The sequence below is a fragment of the Luteimonas sp. A478 genome, from assembly GCF_054052025.1.
The window spans coordinates 178,402-199,573 of record NZ_JBSVRF010000004.1; the positions used below are offsets into that span (position 1 = coordinate 178,402).

A 21,172-nucleotide genomic window follows, 5' to 3' on the forward strand; every position below is an offset into this window, starting at 1 on the left:
GAGCCGGCCTACGTGCTGCACGCGCGGCGTTGGCGGGAGACCAGCCTCATGGTCGAAGTGTTGAGCGCCAACCACGGCAGACTGGGGCTGGTGGCGCGGGGGGTGACCGGGCCGAAGCGCCAGTCCCTGCGCGCGGCGCTGCAGCCGCTGCAACACATCAGGGTGAATGCCACGCAGCGCGGCGAGCTGGCGTGGCTCAATTCCGCCGAACAGGTGGACAGCGCGCCGCTGCTGGTCGGCGAGGCCAGCATGGCGGGCTTCTATCTGGGTGAGCTGGTGCTGCGGCTGGTACCACGGCAGGACCCGCAGCTGCAGCTGTACTCGCTGTACGGGCTGGTGCGCGAGCGCCTGCGAAACCTTGAGCCACTGGCGTGGACGCTGCGCCGTTTCGAGCGGGACCTGCTGGGGGTGCTGGGGGTCGGGTTTGATTTCAGTGTGGATGCCGAGGGGGCTCCGCTGGATCCGGCGGGGCGCTACCGGGTCGAGCCCGAGCTCGGACTGTGGCGGGTACGCGATCAGCGCGCCGGTGAACGCAGTGACGCATCCGGGCGCGGCCTGCTGGCGTTGGCGGCCGATACGCTGCCCGAGCGGGAAGACATGCCCGGCCTGCGTCGTGCACTGCGCGAGACGCTGACCCATCACCTCGGTGGACGCGGCCTGAAATCCTGGGAGCTGATGGGGGAGCTGGCGCGGATCAGCAAGCAGTGAGCCGGTCGTGTCCGGACGGCGCGACGCGGGTACGGACAGTCACGCGGCAGTGGCTTCCACCGCCTCCATGAAGGTCTGCAGGCGGACCGGACAGTGGGGAGCGTCGCGCAGGGCGTGCCCGGCAACGTCCAGGCGTGCGGCGCCGACGAAACCGCAGCTGGCACGGAGCCTGTGCAGGGTGTCGTGCATGGCGGCATGGTCGCCGGCCTGCACCGCCGCCATGATCTCGTCGCGCGCGGCGGGCAGTTCGGCCAGGAACAGTCCGCGCAGGGCATCGACGTTGTCGCGGCTGCCGCCGAGCGCGGCGATCGCGGCCTCGTCGTCCCACACCGGCAGCTCGGTGGACGCATAGCCGGCTGGGCTTTCGCCGATGGGCAGCGGTGCGGGAGCCTGGGCCAGCGCGGTGCTGACGGCCTGGCGCCATGCTCCGGCACTCAGGGGTTTGACCACCACATTGGTAAAGCCCTGGGCCAGCAGGCGCTGGCGTTCCCCGGCCTCGACGGCCGCGGTATGGACCAGGGCCGGAGTGGACAGTCCGCGCCCGCGCAGTTCAGCCAGCAGCCCGCCGCCGGTGCCGTCAGGCAGGTTGGCGTCGAACAGCCACAGGGCGTGGGTGCCGCCCGCGGCGAGGTCCCGGCCCTGGGCCACGGTCTGCGCGGTGTCAATCTCCACGGGCAGTTCCGCCAGCGCGGTGACCAGGAACATCCGGCTCGTGGGCTCATCCTCCAGCAGCAGCAGTCTCGGCTTCATTGTCCGCTCCCGTTCCCTCGGTATGCTCGCGGCATGGTGCGTTGCATCCTACTACTGATGCTGGGAACGGTCCTGCTGGCCTGGGCGCCATCAGGACAGGCGCGCGTGCTGGAAGCCCGGATCGATCGCATCGACAGTCCGGTCGCGGTGCTCCACCAGGTGACGGCAAGGCTGGAGTGGCCGGAGCTGTCCGAAGAAGGCCGGCTGCGTCTGACCGTCGGCCGCGTGGCAGCAGCGGATCTGGGTTACGCATTCCAGGATCTCACCTGGGAGTGTCCGTTGGAGCGGGCACCAGATGTGCAGGGTGGATGGCTCTGCGAAGGCGAGCTGCGATCAGGACGAGGGCCGGGAATGCGCCTGGCGGTGGACCTGGGTGCTTCCGGGCTCCATGCCTCGCTGGCCGCTGGTGATTCGCGGATCACACTGGCCCGTGACACGCGCACGCCCGACCTGACCCGGATCGAGCTGGTCCAGGTGCCGCTGGCCTGGGCCCAGGCGCTGGTGGCGCAGGCATGGCAGGCGGCGCAACTGGGCGTGGGCACCGTGGATGGCAGCGTGCGGATCAGCTCGCCGACTGGCGGGACGCTGGGGCTGGATGCGCAGCTGCGGCTGGCGCAAGCCGCGTTCGAAACGTCTGATGCCAGCGCAGCCGGCGAAGGGTTGGAGGCGCAGTTGCACGTGGGTTTCCGCAGCCCCGGTGGCCGCAACCTTGTAGCGGTCGATGGTGTGGTGGGCGGCGGCGCATTGCTGTTTGGCAACGCCTTCATCGACCTGCCGGAAACTCCGGTGCCGGTACGGGTGGCTGCGGTGCGCGAAGCGCCCTCGTCCGGCTGGCTGCTGGAGCGATTCAGCTGGCAGGACGGTTCGACGCTGGCAGCGCGTGGCGCTGCGGAGTTCGGGCCGGATGCCGCACTCAGGTCCCTGGACGTGGAGCTGGCCAGCGACGACGCCTCCCTGCTGCCGGCACGCTACCTGTCCGGCTGGCTTTCGCTGGTGGGCCTGGCCGAGCTGCAGATGCGCGGCGGCCTGGATGCGCGCATTGGCTTGGGTCCGGAGGGAATCCGCCACGGCCGTCTGCGATTGGATGATCTGGATCTGCTGGGGCAGGGCGGCCGGTTCGCCTTCGAAGGCCTCGAAGGCGAAGTCGCACTTGCGTCCGGCACCGCTGCAGACAGCCTGCTGCAGTGGCGCACTGCCGCGGTTGGTGGGCTGCCCTTCGGTCCGGCGCAGCTGGCGCTGCAGGGACTTGATGGGGAACTGCGCCTGCGTGAGCCGGCCCAGGTCGAGCTGCTGGGCGGAAGGGTGGTATTGGATCCGCTGTCCGTGCGCCTGCCGGCGGCGGGTCACGGACTTCGGCTGGATTTCGGCCTGGCGGTGGAAGACGTGGAGGTTGAGCAGCTGGCGGCGGCTTTCGGCTGGCCGGCCTTTGGCGGCAGGCTGAGCGGGCGGATCCCGGCCGGGCGCTATGAGGATGAGCGGCTGGAGTTCGAAGGCGGGCTGTCGGTCGATGTGTTCGACGGCCGGATCGACGTGGGTTCGCTGTCCATGGACCGGCCTTTTGGCGTCGCGCCGACCCTGTCTGCGGACCTGCAATTGCACGAGCTGGATCTGTTTGCGATCACCGAGGTGTTCGACCTGGGCCACATCACCGGCCGGCTGTCGGGCCACGTGGACGGCCTGCGGCTGGTGGACTGGCAGCTGTCCGCGTTTGATGCCGAGCTGGGCACGGTGCCACGCCACGGCGTGCGCCAGCGGATCAGTCAGCGGGCGGTGCAGAACATTTCCAGCGTAGGCAATGGCTCGTTGATGGGCGGCTTGCAGGGCCAGCTGATCGGCTTCTTCGATGACTTCGGCTATTCGCGCATCGGCATCAGCTGTCGCCTGGAGAACGGGGTATGCCGCATGGGCGGCCTGCGTTCAGCCGGCAACACATTTACTATCGTGGAAGGCGCCGGCATTCCGCGGCTGCAGGTGGTCGGCCACAACCGTAACGTTGACTGGCAGACGCTGGTGGAGCGGATCGGCGCGGCGATCGGCGGTGATGTGTCACCGGTAGTGGATTGATGCGGGCATTGATGCCCACTCCCTGGAATCGAATGGAGATTGACGAATGAAACGCTGGCTGGGATCCGGTTTTGCCGCAGTGCTGTTGTTGACGGCCTGCGTGACGATCAACGTGCATTTCCCGGCGGTGGAGGCGCGCGAAGCGGCCCGCGAATTCGTCGATGACGTGATCGGCCGGCCGGGGGATGTTCCGGCCGACGATGACCTGTTGTTCCCCGAAGAGCAGGGCGGCATGGCTTCGGCACCGGTCCGGTTCGACCCGCTGGTGCTGCTTGGCATTGGCACTGCGCATGCCCAGAGCCCGGACATCACCGTCAGCACGCCGGCGATCGACGCCATCCGGGCGCGTATGCGCGACCGGTTCCGCAATACCCTGCGTCCGCATTTCGACAGCGGTGCGCTGGGCTTCGGCAACGATGGTTCGGTCCAGGTGCGCGATGCGGGTGCGATCCCGCTGTCTGCGCGGGTGGCGGCAAACCAGGCGGTGGCAGAGCAGAACCGCGATGCGCGTGCGGTCTATCGGGAAATCGCGATAGCCAACGGCCGTCCGGAGTGGGAGGGGCAAATCCGCGGAGTGTTTGCGCGACAGTGGATCGAGCGGGCGCGGGCCGGCTGGTGGTACCAGGATGCAGGCGGAAGCTGGCGGCAGAAGTAACAGGCTGCACACACATCGGGCCGGACAGGGGCAGGGTCGTGGATGAGACAATAGCGACCCTTCCCTCATCCAAGTGACGCAGTGGCCCGAATAGACCAGACGCCGTTTGAAATCGAAATCCTGGAGCTGGGCCACGACGGCCGTGGCGTAGGCCGTCGTGATAACGGCAAGACCGTACTGGTGTCGGGCGCGCTGCCGGGCGAGCGGGTGCTGGCCAAGCAGACACGGCGCACGCGCGAGGCGGATCTGGCGGCCACCGTAGAGGTGCTGCACGCCTCGCCCCACCGGGTGGAGCCGCGATGCCCGCACTTCGGCGTATGCGGCGGCTGCGTGCTGCAGCATCTGGATGGAGCGCAGCAGATCCTGGCCAAACAGGCCCGGCTGCTGGAGAAGTTCCGCGAATCCGGGGTCACCCCGGAGACCGTGCTGGAGCCGCTGGTGGACGCGGCCTGGGGGTACCGGCGCAAGGGCCGGCTGTCGGTGCGCCGGGTGCAGAAGAAGGACAAGACCCTGGTCGGGTTCCGCGAGCTGGATCCACGCTTCGTCGCCGACCTTGCCGAATGCCATACCGCCATCCCGCAGGTGGGCATGAAGATCGCCGCGCTGTCGACCCTGGTCGAGTCGATGCAGGCGCGGCAGGTGATCCCGCAGGTGGAGTTCATCGCCGGTGATGCGGCCGTCGCGCTGATATTCCGCCATATGGAGCCGCTGGTTGCGGACGATTTGAAGGCATTGGAAGCGTTTGGACGCGAGCACGATCTGGCGATCTTCCTGCAGCCGGGCGGCGTGGATTCGGTGCACCCACTGTGGCCGGCGGAGCCGCCGCCGCTGTCATTCCGGCTGGAGCCGTGGGATGTGGAGCTCTGCTTCCAGCCGTTGGATTTCATCCAGGTCAACGCCGGACTCAATCAGAAAATGATCGCGCTGGCGCTCGAACTGCTGGAGGTCGGGCCGGGCCAGCGGGTGCTGGATCTGTTCTGTGGCCTGGGCAATTTCACCCTGCCGCTGGCACGCACCGCCGCCGAGGTGGTGGGCGTTGAGGGAGATCCCGGCCTGGTGGCGCGGGCGCGAGCAAATGCGCAGCGCAACGGGCTGGGGCACGTGCAATTCCACGCAGCGGACCTGACCCAGGACCAGAGCGGAACTGCGTGGATGGCGCAGGGATTTGACCGCCTGCTTCTGGATCCGCCGCGTTCGGGCGCGATCGACGTGCTGCACCAGCTGCCGCTGGAGCGCTTCGGCCGTATCGTGTACGTGAGCTGCCACCCGGATACGCTGGCCCGTGATGCCGCCTATCTGGTCAACGAGCGCGGCTGGAAGCTGCGCAAGGCCGGTGTGATGGACATGTTCCCGCACACGGCGCACGTGGAATCGATCGCAATGTTTGAGCGCGGCTGAGGAGTCCGGATGGCCATCGAGATTGAACGCAAATTCCTGGTACGTGGCGATGCCTGGCGCGAGGCCGCCGAGCGCTCCGAGGCCATGGCCCAGGGCTATCTGAATCAGGTCGACGGTCTGGCGGGCCGTGACCTGGCCAGCGTGCGTGTGCGCCTGGAAGGGCCGCGGGCGGCGCTCAACATCAAGTCCTGCGAAGGGGGGCGCAGCCGCCAGGAGTTCGAGTACCCGCTGCCGGTCGATGACGCCCGCGCGCTGCTAGCCCTGTGCACCGGCGGGCGGGTGGAGAAGCAGCGCCACTACGTCCGCCATGGGGCACACCTGTGGGAAGTGGACGAGTTCGAAGGCGAGAACGCCGGGCTGGTGGTGGCGGAAGTCGAGCTGGGCGGGGTGGACGAAGAGTTCCTGCGTCCCGACTGGCTGGGGCCCGAGGTCACCGATTTCCAGCGCTACTACAACATCGCCTTGTCCAGGCACCCGTTCGCGGCATGGAGCGAAGCGGAAAGACAGGGGCCGGAGGAGGCTGACGATGCGCGTTGATCTTTGGTCGGACCTGGTATGCCCGTTCTGCTGGATCGGCATCACCCACTTCCGTCGCGGCCTGAAACTGTTGGGCAGTGACGCGCCGCCGGTGGAGCTGCGCTGGCGGGCCTTCATGCTCGACCCGGACGCGGATGCGACCCCCGTTCCGTTGGCCCAGGCTTACGCCCAGAAGTTCGGTGGGGAAGAACAGGCCAGGGTCATGTTCGAGCGGGTACAGGGTGCCGGGCGCGAGGCCGGCCTGCCGATCGACCTCAGCCGCGGACAGGTACGGGTGACTACCCGCCATGCGCACCGGCTGATGTGGCTGGCGCGGCAGCAGGGGATGGATGTCGACGCCGTGGCCGACGCCCTGTTCCATGCCCACTTTGCCGAAGGCCACAGCCTTGCCGATCCGGCCACCCTGGTGCGGGCCGGGGCCGCAGGCGGTCTGGCGGAAGAAGCTGTTCAAGCCCTGCTGGCGGGAGAGGACGGCGAGCAGGACGTGCAGAACGACATGGGCCAGGCCCGGCAGATCGGGATTTCAGCAGTTCCTTTCTTCGTGCTGGACGGCCGGCTGGCCGTGCGCGGCGCGCAGCCGCCAGAAGCGTTCGCCGACGCCATCCGCCAGGCGCTGGCGCTTCCGCCAGCATCGCATCTGCCACAATGACCACAGTGATGCCGCACCGGCATCAACGGAGGAAAACCGCATGCTCGTGATCGGCATTGCCGGCGCCGAATTGACCCCGGCCGAACGCGAGTGGTTGCAGCATGACGCCTGTGCCGGCGTGATCCTGTTCACCCGCAACTTCGCCTCACGCGCGCAGGTGGCTGACTTGGCCGCCGCAATCCGCGAGGCCGCGCCGCGCCCGCAACTGGTGTGCGTGGACCAGGAGGGCGGCCGGGTGCAGCGCTTCCGCGAGGGTTACAGCGCTTTGCCCCCGCTTGAGGTCTTCGGCAAGCAATACGCCACCGATCCGCAGGCGGCGCTGGCGGCAGCACGCGACCACGCGTGGCTGATGGCCAGCGAGATCCTGGCCACCGGTGTGGACCTGAGTTTCGCGCCGGTGGTTGATCTTGGTCGCGGCAACCTGGCCATCGGCGACCGCGCCTTCCACGAGCGACCAGAGGTGGTGGGCGAGTTCACCCGCGCCTATGTCGAAGGCATGCACGCCGCCGGCATGGCGGCCACGCTGAAGCATTTCCCCGGCCATGGCTCGGTGCGGGAAGACACCCACTTCGACCACGCCATCGACGATCGTCCGCTGGAAGTCATCCGTGCCGAAGACCTGGTTCCCTTCGCCGCCGGCATCCAGGCCGGTGCCGACGCGGTGATGCTGGCCCACGTGGTCTATCCGCAGGTGGCGCCGGAACCGGCGGGATACTCGAAACGCTGGATCAACGACATCCTGCGCGGGGAAGTGTCCGATGGAGGCCTGGGCTTTCGCGGCGTGGTGTTCTCCGATGACATCGGCATGGCCGCCGCCCACGGCGTGGGCGGGGTGAAGGCACGGGTGGATGCGCACCTGGACGCCGGCTGCGACGTGGTGCTGGTCTGCCACCCGGAGCTTGTGCCCGAATCATTGGCGGCGGTGGAAGGCCGCAGCCTCAACACCATGGCACTCGCGGGATTGATTGGCCGCGGCGCACTGGGCTGGGATGGATTGATCGCCGATGCGCGTTACACCGATGCGCAGGGCATGTTGGCAGCACACGGGAGAAGCGTGGCATGAGTAGTGGACAGTTGGCCGATGCGCTGCGCAATGCGGAGCTGCTTTTCGACCAGGAGGCGCTTGACGACGTCATCGGAGAAATGGCCGACGAAATCGTGGCCGATTACAGCGATGACGAGGTGGCGCCGCTGTTCATTACCGTGATGAAGGGTGGTCTGCACTTCGCCGCCGAGCTCTCGTTTGCCCTGGGCGAGCGGGGGCTGGATGTGGAGTTCGATTACCTGCATGCCACCCGCTATCGCGGCCGCACCTCCGGGTCCGGACTGGCCTGGCTGCACCGGCCAGATACGCCGCTGCGGGGCCGCCGGGTGCTGCTTGTCGATGACATCCTTGACGAAGGCCACACCCTGCAGGCCGTGCAGCGCTGGTGCGAAGACCAGAATGCCCAGGACGTTCGCATTGCCGTACTCACCGAGAAGGTGCACGACAGGCGGATCGAAGGCGTGGAAGCCGACTACTGCGGCGTGGAAGTTCCCGACCGCTACGTATTCGGCTACGGCATGGACTATCAGGAACAGGGACGCAACCTGCCCGCGATCTACGCGCTGGCGGAGTGAGCGGCATGGCGGAGAATGCGCCCGTGCTGGCGGTGATCGGCGGCACCGGCCTTTACCGGCTGAGCGGCCTGGAAGATGTGCGTACCGAACAGCCGGATACGCCTTATGGCGAGCCCTCCGGGCCGGTGCGCATCGGCCGCATCGCCGGGCAGCCGGTCGCCTTCCTTGCCCGGCACGGCGAAGAACATTCGGTGCCGCCACACCGGATCAACTACCGCGCCAACTTGGCGGCGCTGCACGCCCTGGGCGCCCGGAGCGTGCTTGCGCTCAATACCGTGGGCGGCATCGGCGACGCGTACGGTCCGCGGGTGCTCGCCTGTCCGGACCAGATCATCGATTACACCTGGGGCAGGATCTCGACCCTGTGCGAAGAACCGGGCACCGAGGTGCTGCACGTGGACTTCGGCGATCCATATACGCCTTCGCTGCGGCGACGGGTACTGCAGGCGGCGCATCAGGCCGGCGTGGAGATGGTGGATGGCGGCTGCTACGGCGCCACCCAGGGACCGCGGCTGGAAACGAAAGCCGAGATCGAACGCATGCGCCGGGATGGCTGCGACCTCGTGGGCATGACCGGTATGCCGGAGGCTGCCCTGGCACGCGAACTGGGGCTGGATTACGCCAGTATCGCTATCGTTGCCAACTGGGCCGCAGGCTGCGGAGGTTCCGTGGACGAGATCACGCTTCAGGAGGTACTGGATAACGTGGAAGCCGCTTCTTCCCGCCTCCCGGATGTGCTGCGCGAGCTGCTGAAGCAATAAAGGCGTTGATGTTGTCAACGTTGCTTTGCATACTCGGCTGGCGCGACAGCGGAAACGCGCGCGCATTCGTAATCCAGACGAGGTGGAAAGTTCATGCAATACGGCACAGTGAAGTGGTTCAACGACGCCAAGGGATTTGGCTTCATCGCACCGGAAGATGGAAGCTCGGACGTGTTTGTCCACTACAGCGCGATTTCCTCCGACGGTTTCCGCAGCCTGCAGGAAGGCCAGCGCGTCAGCTATGAAGTCACCCAGGGCCCGAAAGGCGCCCAGGCATCGGCGGTGACGCCGGTCGCTTGACCGGTCCGATTTCAGGTCACCTGGAACCCCGCATCCGTGCGGGGTTCTTTTTTTCAGGGAGAGCCGGGCCATGCACGCTTTGTCGCCTGATCACACCGCCGGTGCGCTCAACCAGCCGCCGGAGTTCGCGCCGCTGGACCTGTGGGAATCGGACGCCGTGCTGCGCGAGGCCGTTTCACGGGAGGGCGCCGGGGAGTTCACCGACCGCCTGGCCCGCTACGGGCGCCTGGCCGGAGACGAGCTGTACCGGCTGGGTTTTGATGCCAACCGCGACCGGCCGCGCCTGCGCACCCACGACCGCTTCGGCCAGCGCCTGGACAGGGTCGAGTTCCATCCCGATTACCACGCGCTGATGCGCCATGCCATCGAAAGCGGGGTGACATCGTTGTCGTGGACCGACCCGCGGCCCGGCGCGCACGTAGCGCGGGCGGCGATGAGCTACCTGCACTACCAGGCGGATGCCGGCAGCAGCTGTCCGCTGACCATGACCCACGCAGCAGTGCCGGTGCTGAAGCGGCAACCGTCCCTGGCCGAATGGGCGGAAAAATCGATCGCCGCTGCGTATGACCCCGCGGACGTACCGATCAGCGGCAAGCGCGGCGTCACACTTGGCATGGGCATGACCGAGAAACAGGGCGGCAGCGATGTGCGCGCCAATCTCACCCGCGCCATCCCGCTGATGGGCGAGGGCGAATACGCGCTGTCGGGGCACAAGTGGTTCTTCTCCGCGCCAATGTCGGATGGCTTCCTGGTGCTGGCCCAGGCACCGCAGGGGCTGAGCTGTTTCCTGCTGCCGCGCTGGCGACCGGATGGAACAAGGAACGCGCTGCGGCTGATGCGGCTCAAGGACAAGCTGGGCGACTGGTCGAACGCGTCGGGCGAAGTCGAGTTCGACGATGCCTGGGCGCTGCGGGTCGGCGAAGAAGGACGCGGGGTGCCGGTCATCATCGAGATGGTGATGTTCACCCGGCTCGACTGCATGCTTGGTTCATCCGCGCTGATGCGCATGGCATTGGCGCAGGCGGTCCATCACGCCCGCCACCGCGAGACTTTTGGACGCAAACTGGTGCAGCATCCGCTGATGCGCAACGTGCTGGCCGACCTGGCACTGGAGGCGGAGGCGGCGCTGGCACTGTCGATGCGGGTGGCGCGCGCCGTGGGGGCGGCGCCGGTTGACGCGAATGAAGCGGCGTTCGCGCGCATTGCCACCGCCATCGGCAAGTACTGGATCTGCCGGCGGGCGCCGGCGTTCGTCAACGAGGCCCAGGAGTGCCTGGGCGGCAACGGCTACGTCGAGGAATCGATCCTGCCGCGCCTGTATCGGCAGGCGCCGTTGAACTCGATCTGGGAAGGCAGCGGCAACATCCAGTGCCTGGACGTGCTGCGGGCCCTGGCCCGCGAGCCGGCCAGCGGCCAAGCGGTGCTGGCCGAACTGGATGCGGCGGACGGCATGGATGGACATCTGGACGCCGAGTGCGGGAGGCTGCGCAAACAGCTTGCAGACCCCCAAGCGCTGCTCGAGGCCGGCGCGCGGCGCTTCGTCGAGCGGCTTGCGCTGGCGTTGCAGGCATCGGTGCTGCTGCGTGCCGGCAGTCCCGCTGCCGTGGACTTCTGCCGCGGCCGGCTGGGCGACAGCCACGGTCTTGCCTTCGGCACCCTGTCGGCGGACGCTGGATTTGAGGCCCTGATCGGGCGCGTGCTGCCCTAGAGCCAGTCCTGCAGCGAGATCCCCAAGCCCACGTAGGTGGCCTTGTGGTTGTAGTCGATCATGCTTTCCCCGTAGCCGTTGAAGATCTGGACGTGACCTCGGAACGCACGGTGGATCGGGAAGCCCCAGTCGAACTGCAGCGCCCCGTGCGAGCGGTCGCCGCCGCGCAGCGAATGCCGCGCCATCAGGGTATAGCGATGGCCCCCTCGCACATGGGTCAGGGTGACATCGCCGCGGCCCATGTAATTCTCCATGTCGGGGTTGTCGTCGTCGCTGCCATCGGAGATGCGCACCCACGGCCGGACCATCAGAGCCCAGTCTTCACGGTCGAAGCCGAAGTTGAACATCACCCGGTTCCAGCTGCGGGACAGCGGATCACCGCGGCCATTGGACTGGTGGTTGATGCCCACCGCAGCCATCCGTCCGCGCCAGCCGCCGGGCAGGCCGTAACCGTTGCGGAACACCAGCAGCGCCTCGGGCTCGTAGTTGGTCTCTCGGAACGGGCGTGACAGGTCGTTGTTGTACACCTGCCAGCGCGAGCTCTGGGTGTAGCCCAGCCACAGATCGCCGTTGTTGCCGAAAATATTCTCCAGCGCCTTGGTCTTGAAGCTGATCTGGAATTTCGCTTCCAGGCTGTCCAGCTCCTGCGGGTCGGTGACCGTGTTTTCCGGATTGGCCGATTGCGGCGTCGGGTTGGTACTGCTGGTCCAGAACGCAGGCAGCAGGTACACGGGCTTGTAGGCACGGAAGTTGAACAGGCCCAGCTTGGAGCCGGCGGCCAGCTCCCAGCGGGTATCGAGCAGCGACCCCTGGCCCACGTTGGCGATCGCTTCGGCATGCGGATCGCTGCTGTCGTAGACGAACATGCTGTCGATGGCCTGGCGGGCGCGTTCGCGACGGGTCGCGTTGGATTCCTCCGCGCTGGTCTCGGATGCCTGCGCCAGCCGCGCTGCCTCTGCAGCTTCTGCCGCCGCTTGCGCCGCCGCGTCCGCTTCGGCCACGCTGGGCGTCTGCCTGTTGGCGAACTTGTCATAGCAGGCCAGGCGCAGGGCGTCAGCGCCGATCGCCGCGCAGGCCCCGAGGCTTGCGGGCGCTTCCTGTGCGTACGCACAGGCGCCCGCAAGTGAAAGGCTGATGGCGAGCGTGAGGCCGGAAGTAGTTTTCATCGGTATGGACCCTGAACCCTGAAAGGTGCGCTATGCCAACAGCCAGGCGAGCGCGAAGATGCCGATCATCGCAAAGGAAAGGGCCAGCTTCAGCCCCACCGCGATCACGATTCCCATCCAGGTGCCAATGCCGACCCGCGCTGCCTGCCCGATCCCGTGCCGGTCCACGCTGCGAAGGTGCGCCAGCTCGCCAATGACGGCCCCGGCGAAGGGGCCGATAAACACGCCGATCAGGCCAAAGAACAAGCCCACAATGGTGCCGATCACAGCCCCGGCGAGCGCCTTTCCACTCGCTCCCACCCTGCGCGCGCCCATGGCACTGGCCCACAGGTCCAGTACCAGTGAGACCACGGTGAGAACGCCCAGCACCGCAAGAGTGACGACGCCGACGCGGTCAAACCCGTCGGCCCACGCAGCCAACAGCATGCCCGCAAACACCAGCGGCACGCCGGGCAGGGCAGGGAGCACGGCGCCGGCAAGCCCGGCCAGTACCAGGATCGCCGCGATCAGGTACCAGACGAGGGTCAGATCCATCGCGCCCGTTACTGCGCCCAGGCGCGGCCATTCTGGATGCGCACGTAGGACCCTTCGCGCAGGCCATCCAGTTCGCCCTGGGTCACCACGGTGCTGCGGCCGTCGTCCATGCGTACGTGCACACGATAGACCGCGCCGCCTTCAACGCGATTCTGGATGGCGTTGCCGGCCACCGCGCCTGCTACCGCCCCGCCGGCGGTCGCCACGTTGCGCCGGCCGTCGCTGTCGGTATTGCGTCGCGCCAGTTCCTTGCCCGCCACCGCGCCAACTACGCCGCCGAGCACCGGGCCGATCACGTTCGGTGAGCTGGTGGTTCCGGCGCGCTCGATGCGGGTCACCGTGCCGCAGGAGTCACAGGCTCGGCTGCCGTAGCCCGGAGCATTGCCGTATCCCGACCCGTAGCTGCCGGCGGGCGTAGCGCACCCGGCCAGGACAAGGGATGCGGCAACTGCGGCAGCGGCACTGATCTGGCGGAAATTCATGGCAGGGCTCCTCGTCATCAAGTCAGCTTTGACGATAGGAACCCGAGGATGAACGCGGCGCCAACCACGCCCGATCGCTGCGGTGCGTGCAGCGGGCATTCAGCCCGCGACGCTGGCCACATCTCAGCTGCGGAAATCCCGGTGACAGTCGCGACAGGAATCCTGCAGCTGCTTGTTGGTGGTCTGCACGCCAGCGCAGTTCAGCGGTGGCGACTGCAGCGCCGCATCCAGGGTTGCGCGCATGCGTGCGGCATGGCGGGCGAAGCGCTGGTCCTCGCCCAGGCGCGGGAAGGCCGGTTCCAGGTCTTCCGCCAATACGCGCAGTGCCCGCAGGTGCGGCAATACATCGGTGGGATTGCAGCGGTTCTCTTCTGCCCGCCGATGCAGCTGGGTCATGTGCCACTCCTGCACGTGCATCACGCTGGAAGCAAAGTGGTCGCTGCGCGCCTGTATCGCCCGGATCACCACCACGGCCGCAAAGATGCCCACCGCCATTCCGAGTACGAACACGATCAGATAACGCGCGGCGGCGGACGGCTTCCGGTCGCGAGAAGGCATGGGCAGGTTGGGCATTGATCGGTCCTGATGGTTGGCAGGGCGCCATAGTATGGCCAACCGATGCGACGGATCGCCCGGCATCACTCTAAAATGGGCGCATGGAACCTGATTGGATGGACCGCTTCGGCGGCATTGACCGCCTGTACGGCAGCGGCGCCGTTGCGCGCCTGTCGCGCATGCAGGTGGCGGTGGTGGGCCTGGGTGGCGTCGGCTCGTGGATGGCTGAAGCGCTCGCCCGCAGCGGAGTGGGGCGCCTGGTGCTGATCGATGCGGATGACCTGTGCGTGTCCAATACCAACCGTCAGCTGCCGGCACTCCAGGGTCAGTACGGGCGCGGCAAGGCCGAGGCGATGGCGGAGCGCTGCCTGGCCATCAATCCATTGGCCACGGTGGAGCCCGTCGCCAGCTTCCTTACCCCCGGCAACCTGGATGAGCTGCTTGATCGCGGCCACGACCTGGTGCTGGACGCCTGTGACAGCCTCCGTACCAAGGTCGAAGCAATTGCCTGGTGCCGGCGGCGCAAGCTGCCGGTGATCACCGTCGGGTCGGCCGGGGGGCGGATCGATCCGACCCTGGTGCGGATCCGGGACCTGTCGCGCACCGAGCACGACGCCATGCTGGCCCTGGTGCGGAAAAAGTTGCGTGGGGACTTCAGCTTCCCGCGCGGCCCCAAGCGCTACTTCGGCGTCCCGGCGGTGTACTCGCTGGAGAACGTCCGCTACCAGCAGGGCGATGGCAGCGTGTGCGGCCTGCGCCCGCAGCTCGGTCCGGATGCCGCCCTCAAGCTGGATTGCGGCACGGGGCTGGGGGCGGCTACCCATCTCACCGGCACGTTCGCCTTCGCGGCGGTGGGCAAGGCGCTGGAGATCCTGCTCAGGCCGCCGACGGCAGTTTGAACAGGCGCCGGGCGTTGGCGGTGGTGGCAGCGGCAATCTCCTCGCGGTCCTGGTCGCGCAGCCTGGCGATCACGTCCAGCACCCGCACCAGCAGGGCCGGTTCGTTGCGGCCGCCACGGTTGTCGGCGTCGGGCTGGTCCGGCGCGTCGGTTTCCAGCAACAGCTGATCCAGCGGCATGTCCGCCACCAGGCGCCGCAGCCGCTGTGCGCGTTCGTAGGTCACCGGGCCACCCAGGCCAATCATGAAGCCCAGGTCCCACAGCTGCCGCGCCTGCTCCGGGCTGCCTGAAAAGCTGTGCACCACCCCGCGCAGGCCGCCCACCCGGCGGATTGCAATGAGGGTGGCCTCCACCGCACGCCGGGCGTGCACGATCACCGGCAGGTCATGGTTACGCGCCAGTTCCAACTGGGCGTTGAAGTAGTACTGCTGGGCGTCGCGGTCCAGTTCCTCGATGAAGTAGTCCAACCCGCATTCACCCACTGCCACCGGCTGGTCGCGTTCGATCCAGGTGGCCAGTGCGTCGAGGTGCGCGATCTTGTGCTGCTCCAGGAACACGGGATGCAGGCCATAGGCCGGGTGCAGCCCCGGGGCGCTGGCGCAGACCTCGCGCAGCTTGGGCCAGGCATCGGCGTGGGTGGCGGGCACCACCTGTTCGCCGATTCCGGTCGCTTGCGCGCGCTGGATCACGGCATCGCGATCGGGATCGAACGCGTCTGCGTCCAGATGGCAATGGCTGTCGATGAGGAAGGTCATGCGCCTGCTCCTCAGCGTTCGCGCTTGGCCTGGCCGTCGATCGGCGGCCGCGCGCTGGGGGCCGGGGCAACCTTGCCGCGTCGCTTCCAGTTTGCCAGCAGCAGCGTGCCGAGGCCCAGGAGAAGCTCGTCCACGAAAGGAATTGGATCCGGGATCACCAGGGTCAATGCAAACAACGTGGCAGTGACCATGAACAGCCGGGGAAAGCTGAGGCGGGTAAGCCAGCGCAGCAGCGGGGCCAGCAACAGGTGGCGCATGGCGTAGTTCTCCAATGCGATGGATGGTGGTCACGCTATCACGGTGTACTGGGGCCGATATTCATGGCCCGGTCATTTTCAGCGCCCGCAGCCGTGTCCGGTTCAGCTTGGAAGTGGTCGAATCACTCTGCACGCAACGCAGGCGATGTGCCTGCAGGAATGACAAGGAGCGCGACATGAAAAACAACACCCTCGCAATCGCTTTGGCATCGCTGCTGGTTGGCGGCGTAGCCGTCGCCGCGTTCCAGAACAACACTCGCGATGACATTGCTCACGACGATGCAGCGACCTCTGCGGACGACATTGAAACGGGGGCTGGTATCGACTCGATTCCGGTATCCGGGCGTCTTGATTACGCCGACGTCCTGGACGTGCAGGCGGTGACCGAGCAGCAGGACTTCTACGCCCAGGTGCTGGGCGTTGAGCCGGTGAGCGAGACCACTACCTCCAGCACGCCGCGCCAGGTGTGCCAGGACGTGGTGGTGCAGTACGAGGCTCCGACCCGCGACCCCAACCGCGTTGCCGGCACCACGATCGGCGCGGTGGTGGGCGGCGCGCTGGGCAACCAGGTCGGTGGCGGTGACGGGCGCAAGCTGGCCACGGTGGGCGGCGCAGTGGGCGGTGCATTTGCGGGCCGCGCCATCCAGGGCCGCCAGCAGGCCAACAACGTACAGACCGTGACGGAGCAGGAATGCCGCACCGTCCAGGACACCTCGCAGTCGTCGCGGGTGGTGGCCTACAACGTGACCTATCGCAACCCCGATGGAAGCACTGGCACCATGCGCACCGGTAGTGAGCCCGGCGAGCGCATCAAGCTGGGTACGGAAGAGGTGCCGATCGCATGGGATGTCACCTATCAATACGAAGGAGACGAGCGCACGGTGCGCATGCAGCAGCAGCCGGGTGACCGCCTGCCGGTTCTGGATGGGCAGGTAGTGCTGCAGACGGCCGCCGCCAGCCAGGAAGACGGCGCCACGCGTCAGTAATTCTGTCGTAGCCGGAAGTCAACGAGGGGTCGGAGCAATCCGGCCCCTTTTTCTTTCTTCTCCAATTGGAAAAGCGCAGCGCTGACACGACGCGGGGCCGCTTGGCGCTACCCACCAAAGGCAGGCCCAAGAGGGAGGCCGGATCGATACAATGGGGGTTTCCCGCCAACTTCCAGAGTGCCATGGCCCTGAATCCCCTTGATCTCTACGACGTCCGTTCCCTGCTCACCGATGAAGAGCGTGCGGTGCAGGACACCGTGGCGCGCTTCACCGACGAGAAGGTGCTGCCGATCATCGGCGAATGCTTCGATGAAGGCCGCTTCCCCGCGGAGCTGATCCCGGAGATCGCGGGCCTGGGCCTGCTGGGTGCCACCCTGCCGGCCGAGTACGGAGGCTCGGAGCTGGGCGATGTCAGCTACGGCCTGATCTGCCAGGAGCTCGAGCGCGGTGATTCCGGCCTGCGCAGCTTTGCCAGCGTGCAGTCCTCGCTGTGCATGTACCCGATCTACGCCTACGGCACCGAAGAGCAGAAGATGCGCTGGCTGCCGGACATGGCGGCGGGCAAGGTGATCGGCTGTTTCGGTCTGACCGAGGCCCACGGCGGCTCCGATCCGGCCAACATGAAGACCCACGCTAGGCGCGACGGCGATGACTGGATCCTCAACGGCTCCAAGATGTGGATCACCAACGGCAACCTGGCCGACATCGCCATCGTCTGGGCGCAGACCGACGACGGCATCCAGGGCTTTGTGGTGGAGAAGGACTTCGCCGGTTACAAGGCGCAGGAGGTCAAGCACAAGATGAGCCTGCGCGCATCGGTGACCAGCGCGCTGTTCTTTGACGAGGTGCGCGTGCCCGAGGCCAACCGGCTGCCGAACGTGAAGGGCCTGCGCGGGCCGCTGGGCTGCCTGACCCAGGCCCGCTACGGCATCACCTGGGGCCCGATCGGCGCGGCCGTCGCCTGCCTGGACGAGGCGCTGGGGTATTCAAAGGAGCGCATGCTGTTCGGGCGCCCGGTGGCGGCAACCCAGAGCGCGCAGATAAAGATGGCCGACTGGGCCCGCCGCATTACCAGCGCGCAGCTGCTGAGCCTCCAGCTGGGCCGGCTGAAGGAAGCCGGCAAGATGCAGCCGACCCAGGTGAGCGTGGCCAAGTGGAACAACTGCCGCATGGCGATCGACATCGCCCGCGAAGCCCGTGACCTGCTGGGCGGCGCCGGCATCACCACCGAGCACTCGCCGATCCGCCACGCGCTGAACCTGGAATCGGTGATCACCTACGAGGGCACCGAGACCGTGCACCAGCTGGTGGTGGGCCGCGAGCTGACCGGCATCAACGCGTTCTGATCCTGCCGTCGCCGTTGCCGGGCCGCGTGTCCCTTGGACCAGCGGCCCGGCAGGCGGCGATGCGCATAGCCCTGGGAGGGGCTTGGATGGCACTGGCCGAGCTTCGCATTGAAACCCCGCGCCTGATCCTGCGGGTTCCGCGGATCGAGGATTTCGACCGCTTTGCCGAGCTGCAGGGCGATGAAGCGGCTGCCCGCCATATCGGCGGTGCGGTCTCGCGCACGGAAGCCTGGCGCAGGTTCCTGTGGCAGCCGGGTGCCTGGCAGCTGCAAGGATTCGGCATGTTCGCGGTCATCGACCGGGACAGCGGCCGGTGGATGGGCCAGACCGGGCCATGGCGCCCGGAAGGGTGGCCCGGCAACGAGATCGGCTATGCCTTCCATCCCGATGCATGGGGCCGCGGCTTTGCGCTGGAAGCCACTTCGGCGGCCATCGACTGGGCGTTGGAGCACCTGGGGTGGGACGGCTTCATCCACTGCATCGCGCCTGAAAACACCGCTTCGCAAAAGCTGGCCGCACGGCTCGGATCCACCCTGCAGGGGCCGTCCATGCTGCCGCCGCCACACGCGCACATCGCCGTGGATGTGTGGGGCCAAACCGGTGCGCACTGGCGCCGGAATCACCCCCTTGGCGGGTCCGGCCCCGCCAACTGATATTCGCCCATGGCGGGCCTGCGCCCGCCCTACGAGAGAGCAATATGTTCGCAAAGGTTCCCGATCCCATTCCCGCCCGCATGAGGGGCCTCAACCGCGCCGAGATCTGCGACGTCAACTTCCAGGAGTTCGTGCGCAGCTGGGAAGGCAGCGCCGCGCGCGCGCCATCGCCGGGCGCAGCGGTGCTGGAGGGCAGTGCGCTCGATGCCCAGAGCTTTCGCGAACTGTTCGAGTCGCAGCTGATCAGCCGCCACCTGGACCTGATGGCCCGCGTGCTGCGGGTGCAGAACAAGGTTTTCTACACCATCGGTTCGTCGGGTCACGAGGGCAACGCGATGGTGGCCCGGCTGACCCGGCACACCGATCCGGCATTCCTGCACTACCGCTCCGGCGGCTTCATGGCCGAGCGTTTCCGCAAGCTGCCGGGGATGGACCCGGTGATGGATTCGGCGCTGTCGTTTGCCGCATCGAAGGAAGACCCGGCCTCCGGCGGCCGCCACAAGGTGTGGGGCAGCAAGCCGTTGTGGGTACTTCCGCAGACCTCGACCATCGCTTCGCATCTGCCCAAGGCAATGGGGACCGCGGTGGCGATCGAACAGGGTCGGCGCATCGGCCACCAGCTGCCGGTGCCCGATGACAGCATCGTGGTGTGCTCGTTCGGCGATGCTTCAAGCAACCATGCGACCGCCCAGACCACGTTCAATGCCGCCGCTTGGACGGCCTACCAGGGGTTGCCGGCTCCGGTCCTGTTTGTGTGCGAAGACAACGGCATCGGCATCTCGGTCAAAACTCCCGACGGCTGGATCGCGCGCAACTTCCGCGACCGCCCGGACCTGGATTACTTCCATGCCGACGGCCTCGATTTGGCGGGGGGCTATGGGCAGGTGCAGCAGGCGGTGGAGCACTGCCGCCGCACGCGCCGGCCGACCTTCCTGCACCTGCGCACCACGCGGATCATGGGCCACGCGGGCACGGATTTCGAAATCGAATGGCGCAGGCTCGAGGAGCTGTGCGCGGTGGAGGCGACCGATCCGCTGCTGCGCTCGGCCACCATTGCGCTTGAATCGGGCCTGATGTCCAAGGACGAGGTGCTCGAACTCTATGAAGCGACCCGGGTGAAGTGCTTTGCCGCCGCCGAGGATGCCGATCGGCGCCCGCGGCTGGAATCGCTGGAAGACGTGATCGCTCCGCTGGCGCCGTACACCCCGTCAGCGGTCCAGGCCGAGGCCAAGCGCGCCGACTATGACGAGCGCCGGCTGCAGGCGTTCGGCGGCGAAGCGAAACTGCCGGAAAATCTGCCCCCCAGGCACTTGGCCATCCAGATCAACCAGGCCCTGCACGACCTGTTCGCCAAGTACCCGGAAACCCTGCTGTTCGGCGAAGACGTGGCCCAGAAGGGCGGGGTGTACACGGTCACCAAGGGCATGCAGAAGGCATTCGGTCCGCGCCGGGTCTTCAACACCCTGCTCGACGAGACCATGATCCTGGGCCTGGCGCAGGGCTATTCCAACATGGGCATGCTGCCGCTGCCGGAGATCCAGTACCTGGCGTACTTCCACAACGCTGGTGACCAGATCCGCGGCGAGGCAGCCAGCCTGCAGTTTTTCTCCAACGGCCAGTACCGCAACCCGATGGTGATGCGGATTGCGTCGCTGGGTTACCAGCGGGGTTTCGGCGGGCACTTCCACAACGACAACTCGATCACCGCGCTGCGCGACATCCCGGGCCTGGTGATCGGCTGCCCCAGCCGCGGCGACGATGCGGTGACCATGCTCCGCACCCTGACCGCGCTGGCCAAGGTAGACGGCCGCGTGTGTGCGTTCCTGGAGCCGATCGCGCTGTACATGGCCAAGGATCTCTACGAGGCGGGTGACGGTGGCTGGCTGACGTCTTTCCCGGCCCCGGGCGAGGCCATGGAGTTCGGCGCCGAGCGCGTCTACAACCCGGAAGCGACCGACTGCGTGATCCTGACCTTCGGCAACGGCGTGCCGATGAGCCTGCGTGCCGCCCGCGACATCGAGGCCAAGCACGGGTGGAAGGTGCGGGTCGTCGACCTGCGCTGGCTGCTGCCGCTCAACGAAGAGGCCATCGTCCGCCACGTTGGCGAATGCGCGCGCACGATCGTGGTCGATGAAGGCCGGCGCAGCGCGGGGATCGGCGAGGGCGTCATCACCGCCATCGCGGAAGCCGGACTGGGAGATCGCCCGTTGCAGCGGGTGGTGGGGGCGGATACGTTCACCCCGCTTGCTGGGGCGGCGTTCCTGGTGATCCCGTCCGAGGACGACATCGTCGCCGCCGCCGCCGCCCTGCCGTAGGAGCGCGCGAAGCCGGGTGACGGCCGGCGTTGCCGCGGGGCGCCGGCAACGTCGACCTATCCGACGCCATGCCGC

The 21,172-nt window shown here is 67.4% G+C and carries 23 protein-coding genes; 16 read left to right on the forward strand and 7 right to left on the reverse strand.

The window, feature by feature from the left end; all coding sequences use genetic code 11:
* The first annotated feature begins 48 nt into the window (after positions 1-48).
* The gene (recO, locus tag ACW7G3_RS09860; protein WP_456982716.1) at positions 49-708 is read left to right on the forward strand and encodes a DNA repair protein RecO; all 660 of its coding nucleotides are present in this window, start codon (positions 49-51) and stop codon (positions 706-708) included.
* Between the two features lie 39 nt (positions 709-747).
* Here recO and ACW7G3_RS09865 read toward each other — a convergent pair whose 3' ends face one another.
* Positions 748-1,458: a response regulator gene (locus tag ACW7G3_RS09865; RefSeq protein ID WP_456982600.1), complete on the reverse strand. Its 711-nt coding sequence runs from the start codon at positions 1,456-1,458 to the stop codon at positions 748-750.
* A 57-nt stretch (positions 1,459-1,515) separates the two neighbouring features.
* Here ACW7G3_RS09865 and ACW7G3_RS09870 point away from each other — a divergent pair, with 57 nt between their 5' ends.
* From ACW7G3_RS09870 to ACW7G3_RS09915, 10 genes are all read left to right on the forward strand, one after another.
* Positions 1,516-3,522 carry a hypothetical protein gene (locus ACW7G3_RS09870; protein ID WP_456982602.1) on the forward strand — a complete coding sequence of 669 codons (2,007 nt, stop codon included), beginning with the start codon at positions 1,516-1,518 and terminating at the stop codon, positions 3,520-3,522.
* A gap of 46 nt (positions 3,523-3,568) precedes the next feature.
* Positions 3,569-4,177, forward strand: a complete 609-nt coding sequence (locus ACW7G3_RS09875; RefSeq protein WP_456982603.1) for a YdbL family protein — start codon at positions 3,569-3,571, stop codon at positions 4,175-4,177.
* Positions 4,178-4,258: 81 nt separating this feature from the next.
* Complete coding sequence (gene rlmD / locus ACW7G3_RS09880) at positions 4,259-5,575, forward strand: 23S rRNA (uracil(1939)-C(5))-methyltransferase RlmD (RefSeq protein WP_456982605.1); 1,317 nt, start codon at positions 4,259-4,261, stop codon at positions 5,573-5,575.
* Between the two features lie 9 nt (positions 5,576-5,584).
* The gene (locus ACW7G3_RS09885; RefSeq protein ID WP_456974794.1) at positions 5,585-6,112 is read left to right on the forward strand and encodes a CYTH domain-containing protein; all 528 of its coding nucleotides are present in this window, start codon (positions 5,585-5,587) and stop codon (positions 6,110-6,112) included.
* A complete protein-coding gene (locus ACW7G3_RS09890; RefSeq protein WP_456982607.1) occupies positions 6,102-6,761 on the forward strand; it encodes a DsbA family oxidoreductase in 660 nt (219 codons plus the stop codon). Before ACW7G3_RS09885 ends, ACW7G3_RS09890 begins: the two co-directional genes overlap by 11 nt.
* Before the next feature lie 40 nt (positions 6,762-6,801).
* Entirely contained in the window at positions 6,802-7,824 is a 1,023-nt protein-coding gene (gene nagZ / locus ACW7G3_RS09895; RefSeq protein WP_456974797.1) for a beta-N-acetylhexosaminidase, read from the forward strand.
* Complete coding sequence (locus ACW7G3_RS09900) at positions 7,821-8,381, forward strand: hypoxanthine-guanine phosphoribosyltransferase (protein ID WP_456974799.1); 561 nt, start codon at positions 7,821-7,823, stop codon at positions 8,379-8,381. The genes nagZ and ACW7G3_RS09900 overlap by 4 nt, the downstream gene beginning before the upstream one ends.
* A 5-nt stretch (positions 8,382-8,386) precedes the next feature.
* Positions 8,387-9,142 carry an S-methyl-5'-thioinosine phosphorylase gene (locus ACW7G3_RS09905; RefSeq protein WP_456974801.1) on the forward strand — a complete coding sequence of 252 codons (756 nt, stop codon included), beginning with the start codon at positions 8,387-8,389 and terminating at the stop codon, positions 9,140-9,142.
* A 93-nt stretch (positions 9,143-9,235) separates the two neighbouring features.
* The gene (locus ACW7G3_RS09910; protein ID WP_343258950.1) at positions 9,236-9,442 is read left to right on the forward strand and encodes a cold-shock protein; all 207 of its coding nucleotides are present in this window, start codon (positions 9,236-9,238) and stop codon (positions 9,440-9,442) included.
* A 70-nt stretch (positions 9,443-9,512) separates the two neighbouring features.
* Entirely contained in the window at positions 9,513-11,150 is a 1,638-nt protein-coding gene (locus ACW7G3_RS09915; RefSeq protein ID WP_456982609.1) for an acyl-CoA dehydrogenase family protein, read from the forward strand.
* Here ACW7G3_RS09915 and ACW7G3_RS09920 read toward each other — a convergent pair.
* From ACW7G3_RS09920 to ACW7G3_RS09935, 4 genes are all read right to left on the reverse strand, one after another.
* The gene (locus ACW7G3_RS09920) at positions 11,147-12,316 is read right to left on the reverse strand and encodes a phospholipase A (protein WP_456982610.1); all 1,170 of its coding nucleotides are present in this window, start codon (positions 12,314-12,316) and stop codon (positions 11,147-11,149) included. The genes ACW7G3_RS09915 and ACW7G3_RS09920 overlap by 4 nt on opposite strands.
* A 30-nt stretch (positions 12,317-12,346) precedes the next feature.
* Positions 12,347-12,850, reverse strand: coding sequence for a DUF456 domain-containing protein (locus ACW7G3_RS09925; protein WP_456982612.1), 504 nt, complete (start codon positions 12,848-12,850; stop codon positions 12,347-12,349).
* A gap of 8 nt (positions 12,851-12,858) precedes the next feature.
* Positions 12,859-13,332, reverse strand: a complete 474-nt coding sequence (locus ACW7G3_RS09930; RefSeq protein WP_456982614.1) for a glycine zipper 2TM domain-containing protein — start codon at positions 13,330-13,332, stop codon at positions 12,859-12,861.
* Between the two features lie 123 nt (positions 13,333-13,455).
* On the reverse strand, positions 13,456-13,905 hold the full coding sequence (locus ACW7G3_RS09935) for a hypothetical protein (protein WP_456974811.1): 450 nt from the start codon (positions 13,903-13,905) through the stop codon (positions 13,456-13,458).
* Between the two features lie 83 nt (positions 13,906-13,988).
* Between ACW7G3_RS09935 and ACW7G3_RS09940 the strand changes: the two genes are divergently transcribed.
* Positions 13,989-14,786 (forward strand): tRNA threonylcarbamoyladenosine dehydratase, encoded by a 798-nt coding sequence (locus tag ACW7G3_RS09940; protein ID WP_456982615.1) that lies wholly within the window; start codon positions 13,989-13,991, stop codon positions 14,784-14,786.
* Here ACW7G3_RS09940 and ACW7G3_RS09945 read toward each other — a convergent pair.
* Positions 14,764-15,540, reverse strand: a complete 777-nt coding sequence (locus ACW7G3_RS09945) for a TatD family hydrolase (protein ID WP_456982617.1) — start codon at positions 15,538-15,540, stop codon at positions 14,764-14,766. The genes ACW7G3_RS09940 and ACW7G3_RS09945 overlap by 23 nt on opposite strands.
* Positions 15,541-15,551: 11 nt before the next feature.
* A complete protein-coding gene (locus tag ACW7G3_RS09950; RefSeq protein ID WP_456982618.1) occupies positions 15,552-15,797 on the reverse strand; it encodes a DUF6116 family protein in 246 nt (81 codons plus the stop codon).
* 176 nt (positions 15,798-15,973) lie between these two features.
* On the opposite strand from ACW7G3_RS09950, the gene ACW7G3_RS09955 reads away from it, so the two are divergent.
* From ACW7G3_RS09955 to ACW7G3_RS09970, 4 genes are all read left to right on the forward strand, one after another.
* Positions 15,974-16,783 carry a glycine zipper 2TM domain-containing protein gene (locus ACW7G3_RS09955; RefSeq protein WP_456974818.1) on the forward strand — a complete coding sequence of 270 codons (810 nt, stop codon included), beginning with the start codon at positions 15,974-15,976 and terminating at the stop codon, positions 16,781-16,783.
* A gap of 182 nt (positions 16,784-16,965) precedes the next feature.
* Positions 16,966-18,129, forward strand: a complete 1,164-nt coding sequence (locus ACW7G3_RS09960; RefSeq protein ID WP_456982620.1) for an acyl-CoA dehydrogenase family protein — start codon at positions 16,966-16,968, stop codon at positions 18,127-18,129.
* 86 nt (positions 18,130-18,215) lie between these two features.
* Positions 18,216-18,782 (forward strand): GNAT family N-acetyltransferase, encoded by a 567-nt coding sequence (locus ACW7G3_RS09965; RefSeq protein ID WP_456974822.1) that lies wholly within the window; start codon positions 18,216-18,218, stop codon positions 18,780-18,782.
* 80 nt (positions 18,783-18,862) lie between these two features.
* A complete protein-coding gene (locus ACW7G3_RS09970) occupies positions 18,863-21,097 on the forward strand; it encodes a thiamine pyrophosphate-dependent enzyme (RefSeq protein WP_456982621.1) in 2,235 nt (744 codons plus the stop codon).
* Positions 21,098-21,172: the final 75 nt, after the last annotated feature.

Bases quoted from the DNA above. Each gene is read 5' to 3' on its own strand.
- ACW7G3_RS09875 (WP_456982603.1), top strand. From the start codon at position 3,569: ATGAAACGCTGGCTGGGATCCGGTTTTGCCGCAGTGCTGTTGTTGACG.
- ACW7G3_RS09940 (WP_456982615.1), top strand. From the start codon at position 13,989: ATGGAACCTGATTGGATGGACCGCTTCGGCGGCATTGACCGCCTGTAC.
- ACW7G3_RS09955 (WP_456974818.1), top strand. From the start codon at position 15,974: ATGAAAAACAACACCCTCGCAATCGCTTTGGCATCGCTGCTGGTTGGC.
- ACW7G3_RS09890 (WP_456982607.1), top strand. From the start codon at position 6,102: ATGCGCGTTGATCTTTGGTCGGACCTGGTATGCCCGTTCTGCTGGATC.
- ACW7G3_RS09925 (WP_456982612.1), bottom strand. From the start codon at position 12,850: ATGGATCTGACCCTCGTCTGGTACCTGATCGCGGCGATCCTGGTACTG.
- ACW7G3_RS09970 (WP_456982621.1), top strand. From the start codon at position 18,863: ATGAGGGGCCTCAACCGCGCCGAGATCTGCGACGTCAACTTCCAGGAG.
- ACW7G3_RS09915 (WP_456982609.1), top strand. From the start codon at position 9,513: ATGCACGCTTTGTCGCCTGATCACACCGCCGGTGCGCTCAACCAGCCG.
- ACW7G3_RS09905 (WP_456974801.1), top strand. From the start codon at position 8,387: ATGGCGGAGAATGCGCCCGTGCTGGCGGTGATCGGCGGCACCGGCCTT.
- ACW7G3_RS09900 (WP_456974799.1), top strand. From the start codon at position 7,821: ATGAGTAGTGGACAGTTGGCCGATGCGCTGCGCAATGCGGAGCTGCTT.
- ACW7G3_RS09935 (WP_456974811.1), bottom strand. From the start codon at position 13,905: ATGCCCAACCTGCCCATGCCTTCTCGCGACCGGAAGCCGTCCGCCGCC.
- ACW7G3_RS09945 (WP_456982617.1), bottom strand. From the start codon at position 15,540: ATGACCTTCCTCATCGACAGCCATTGCCATCTGGACGCAGACGCGTTC.
- ACW7G3_RS09910 (WP_343258950.1), top strand. From the start codon at position 9,236: ATGCAATACGGCACAGTGAAGTGGTTCAACGACGCCAAGGGATTTGGC.
- ACW7G3_RS09930 (WP_456982614.1), bottom strand. From the start codon at position 13,332: ATGAATTTCCGCCAGATCAGTGCCGCTGCCGCAGTTGCCGCATCCCTT.
- ACW7G3_RS09865 (WP_456982600.1), bottom strand. From the start codon at position 1,458: ATGAAGCCGAGACTGCTGCTGCTGGAGGATGAGCCCACGAGCCGGATG.
- recO (WP_456982716.1), top strand. From the start codon at position 49: ATGGTCGAAGTGTTGAGCGCCAACCACGGCAGACTGGGGCTGGTGGCG.
- ACW7G3_RS09960 (WP_456982620.1), top strand. From the start codon at position 16,966: ATGGCCCTGAATCCCCTTGATCTCTACGACGTCCGTTCCCTGCTCACC.
- ACW7G3_RS09950 (WP_456982618.1), bottom strand. From the start codon at position 15,797: ATGCGCCACCTGTTGCTGGCCCCGCTGCTGCGCTGGCTTACCCGCCTC.
- ACW7G3_RS09870 (WP_456982602.1), top strand. From the start codon at position 1,516: ATGCTGGGAACGGTCCTGCTGGCCTGGGCGCCATCAGGACAGGCGCGC.
- ACW7G3_RS09885 (WP_456974794.1), top strand. From the start codon at position 5,585: ATGGCCATCGAGATTGAACGCAAATTCCTGGTACGTGGCGATGCCTGG.
- ACW7G3_RS09965 (WP_456974822.1), top strand. From the start codon at position 18,216: ATGGCACTGGCCGAGCTTCGCATTGAAACCCCGCGCCTGATCCTGCGG.
- nagZ (WP_456974797.1), top strand. From the start codon at position 6,802: ATGCTCGTGATCGGCATTGCCGGCGCCGAATTGACCCCGGCCGAACGC.
- ACW7G3_RS09920 (WP_456982610.1), bottom strand. From the start codon at position 12,316: ATGAAAACTACTTCCGGCCTCACGCTCGCCATCAGCCTTTCACTTGCG.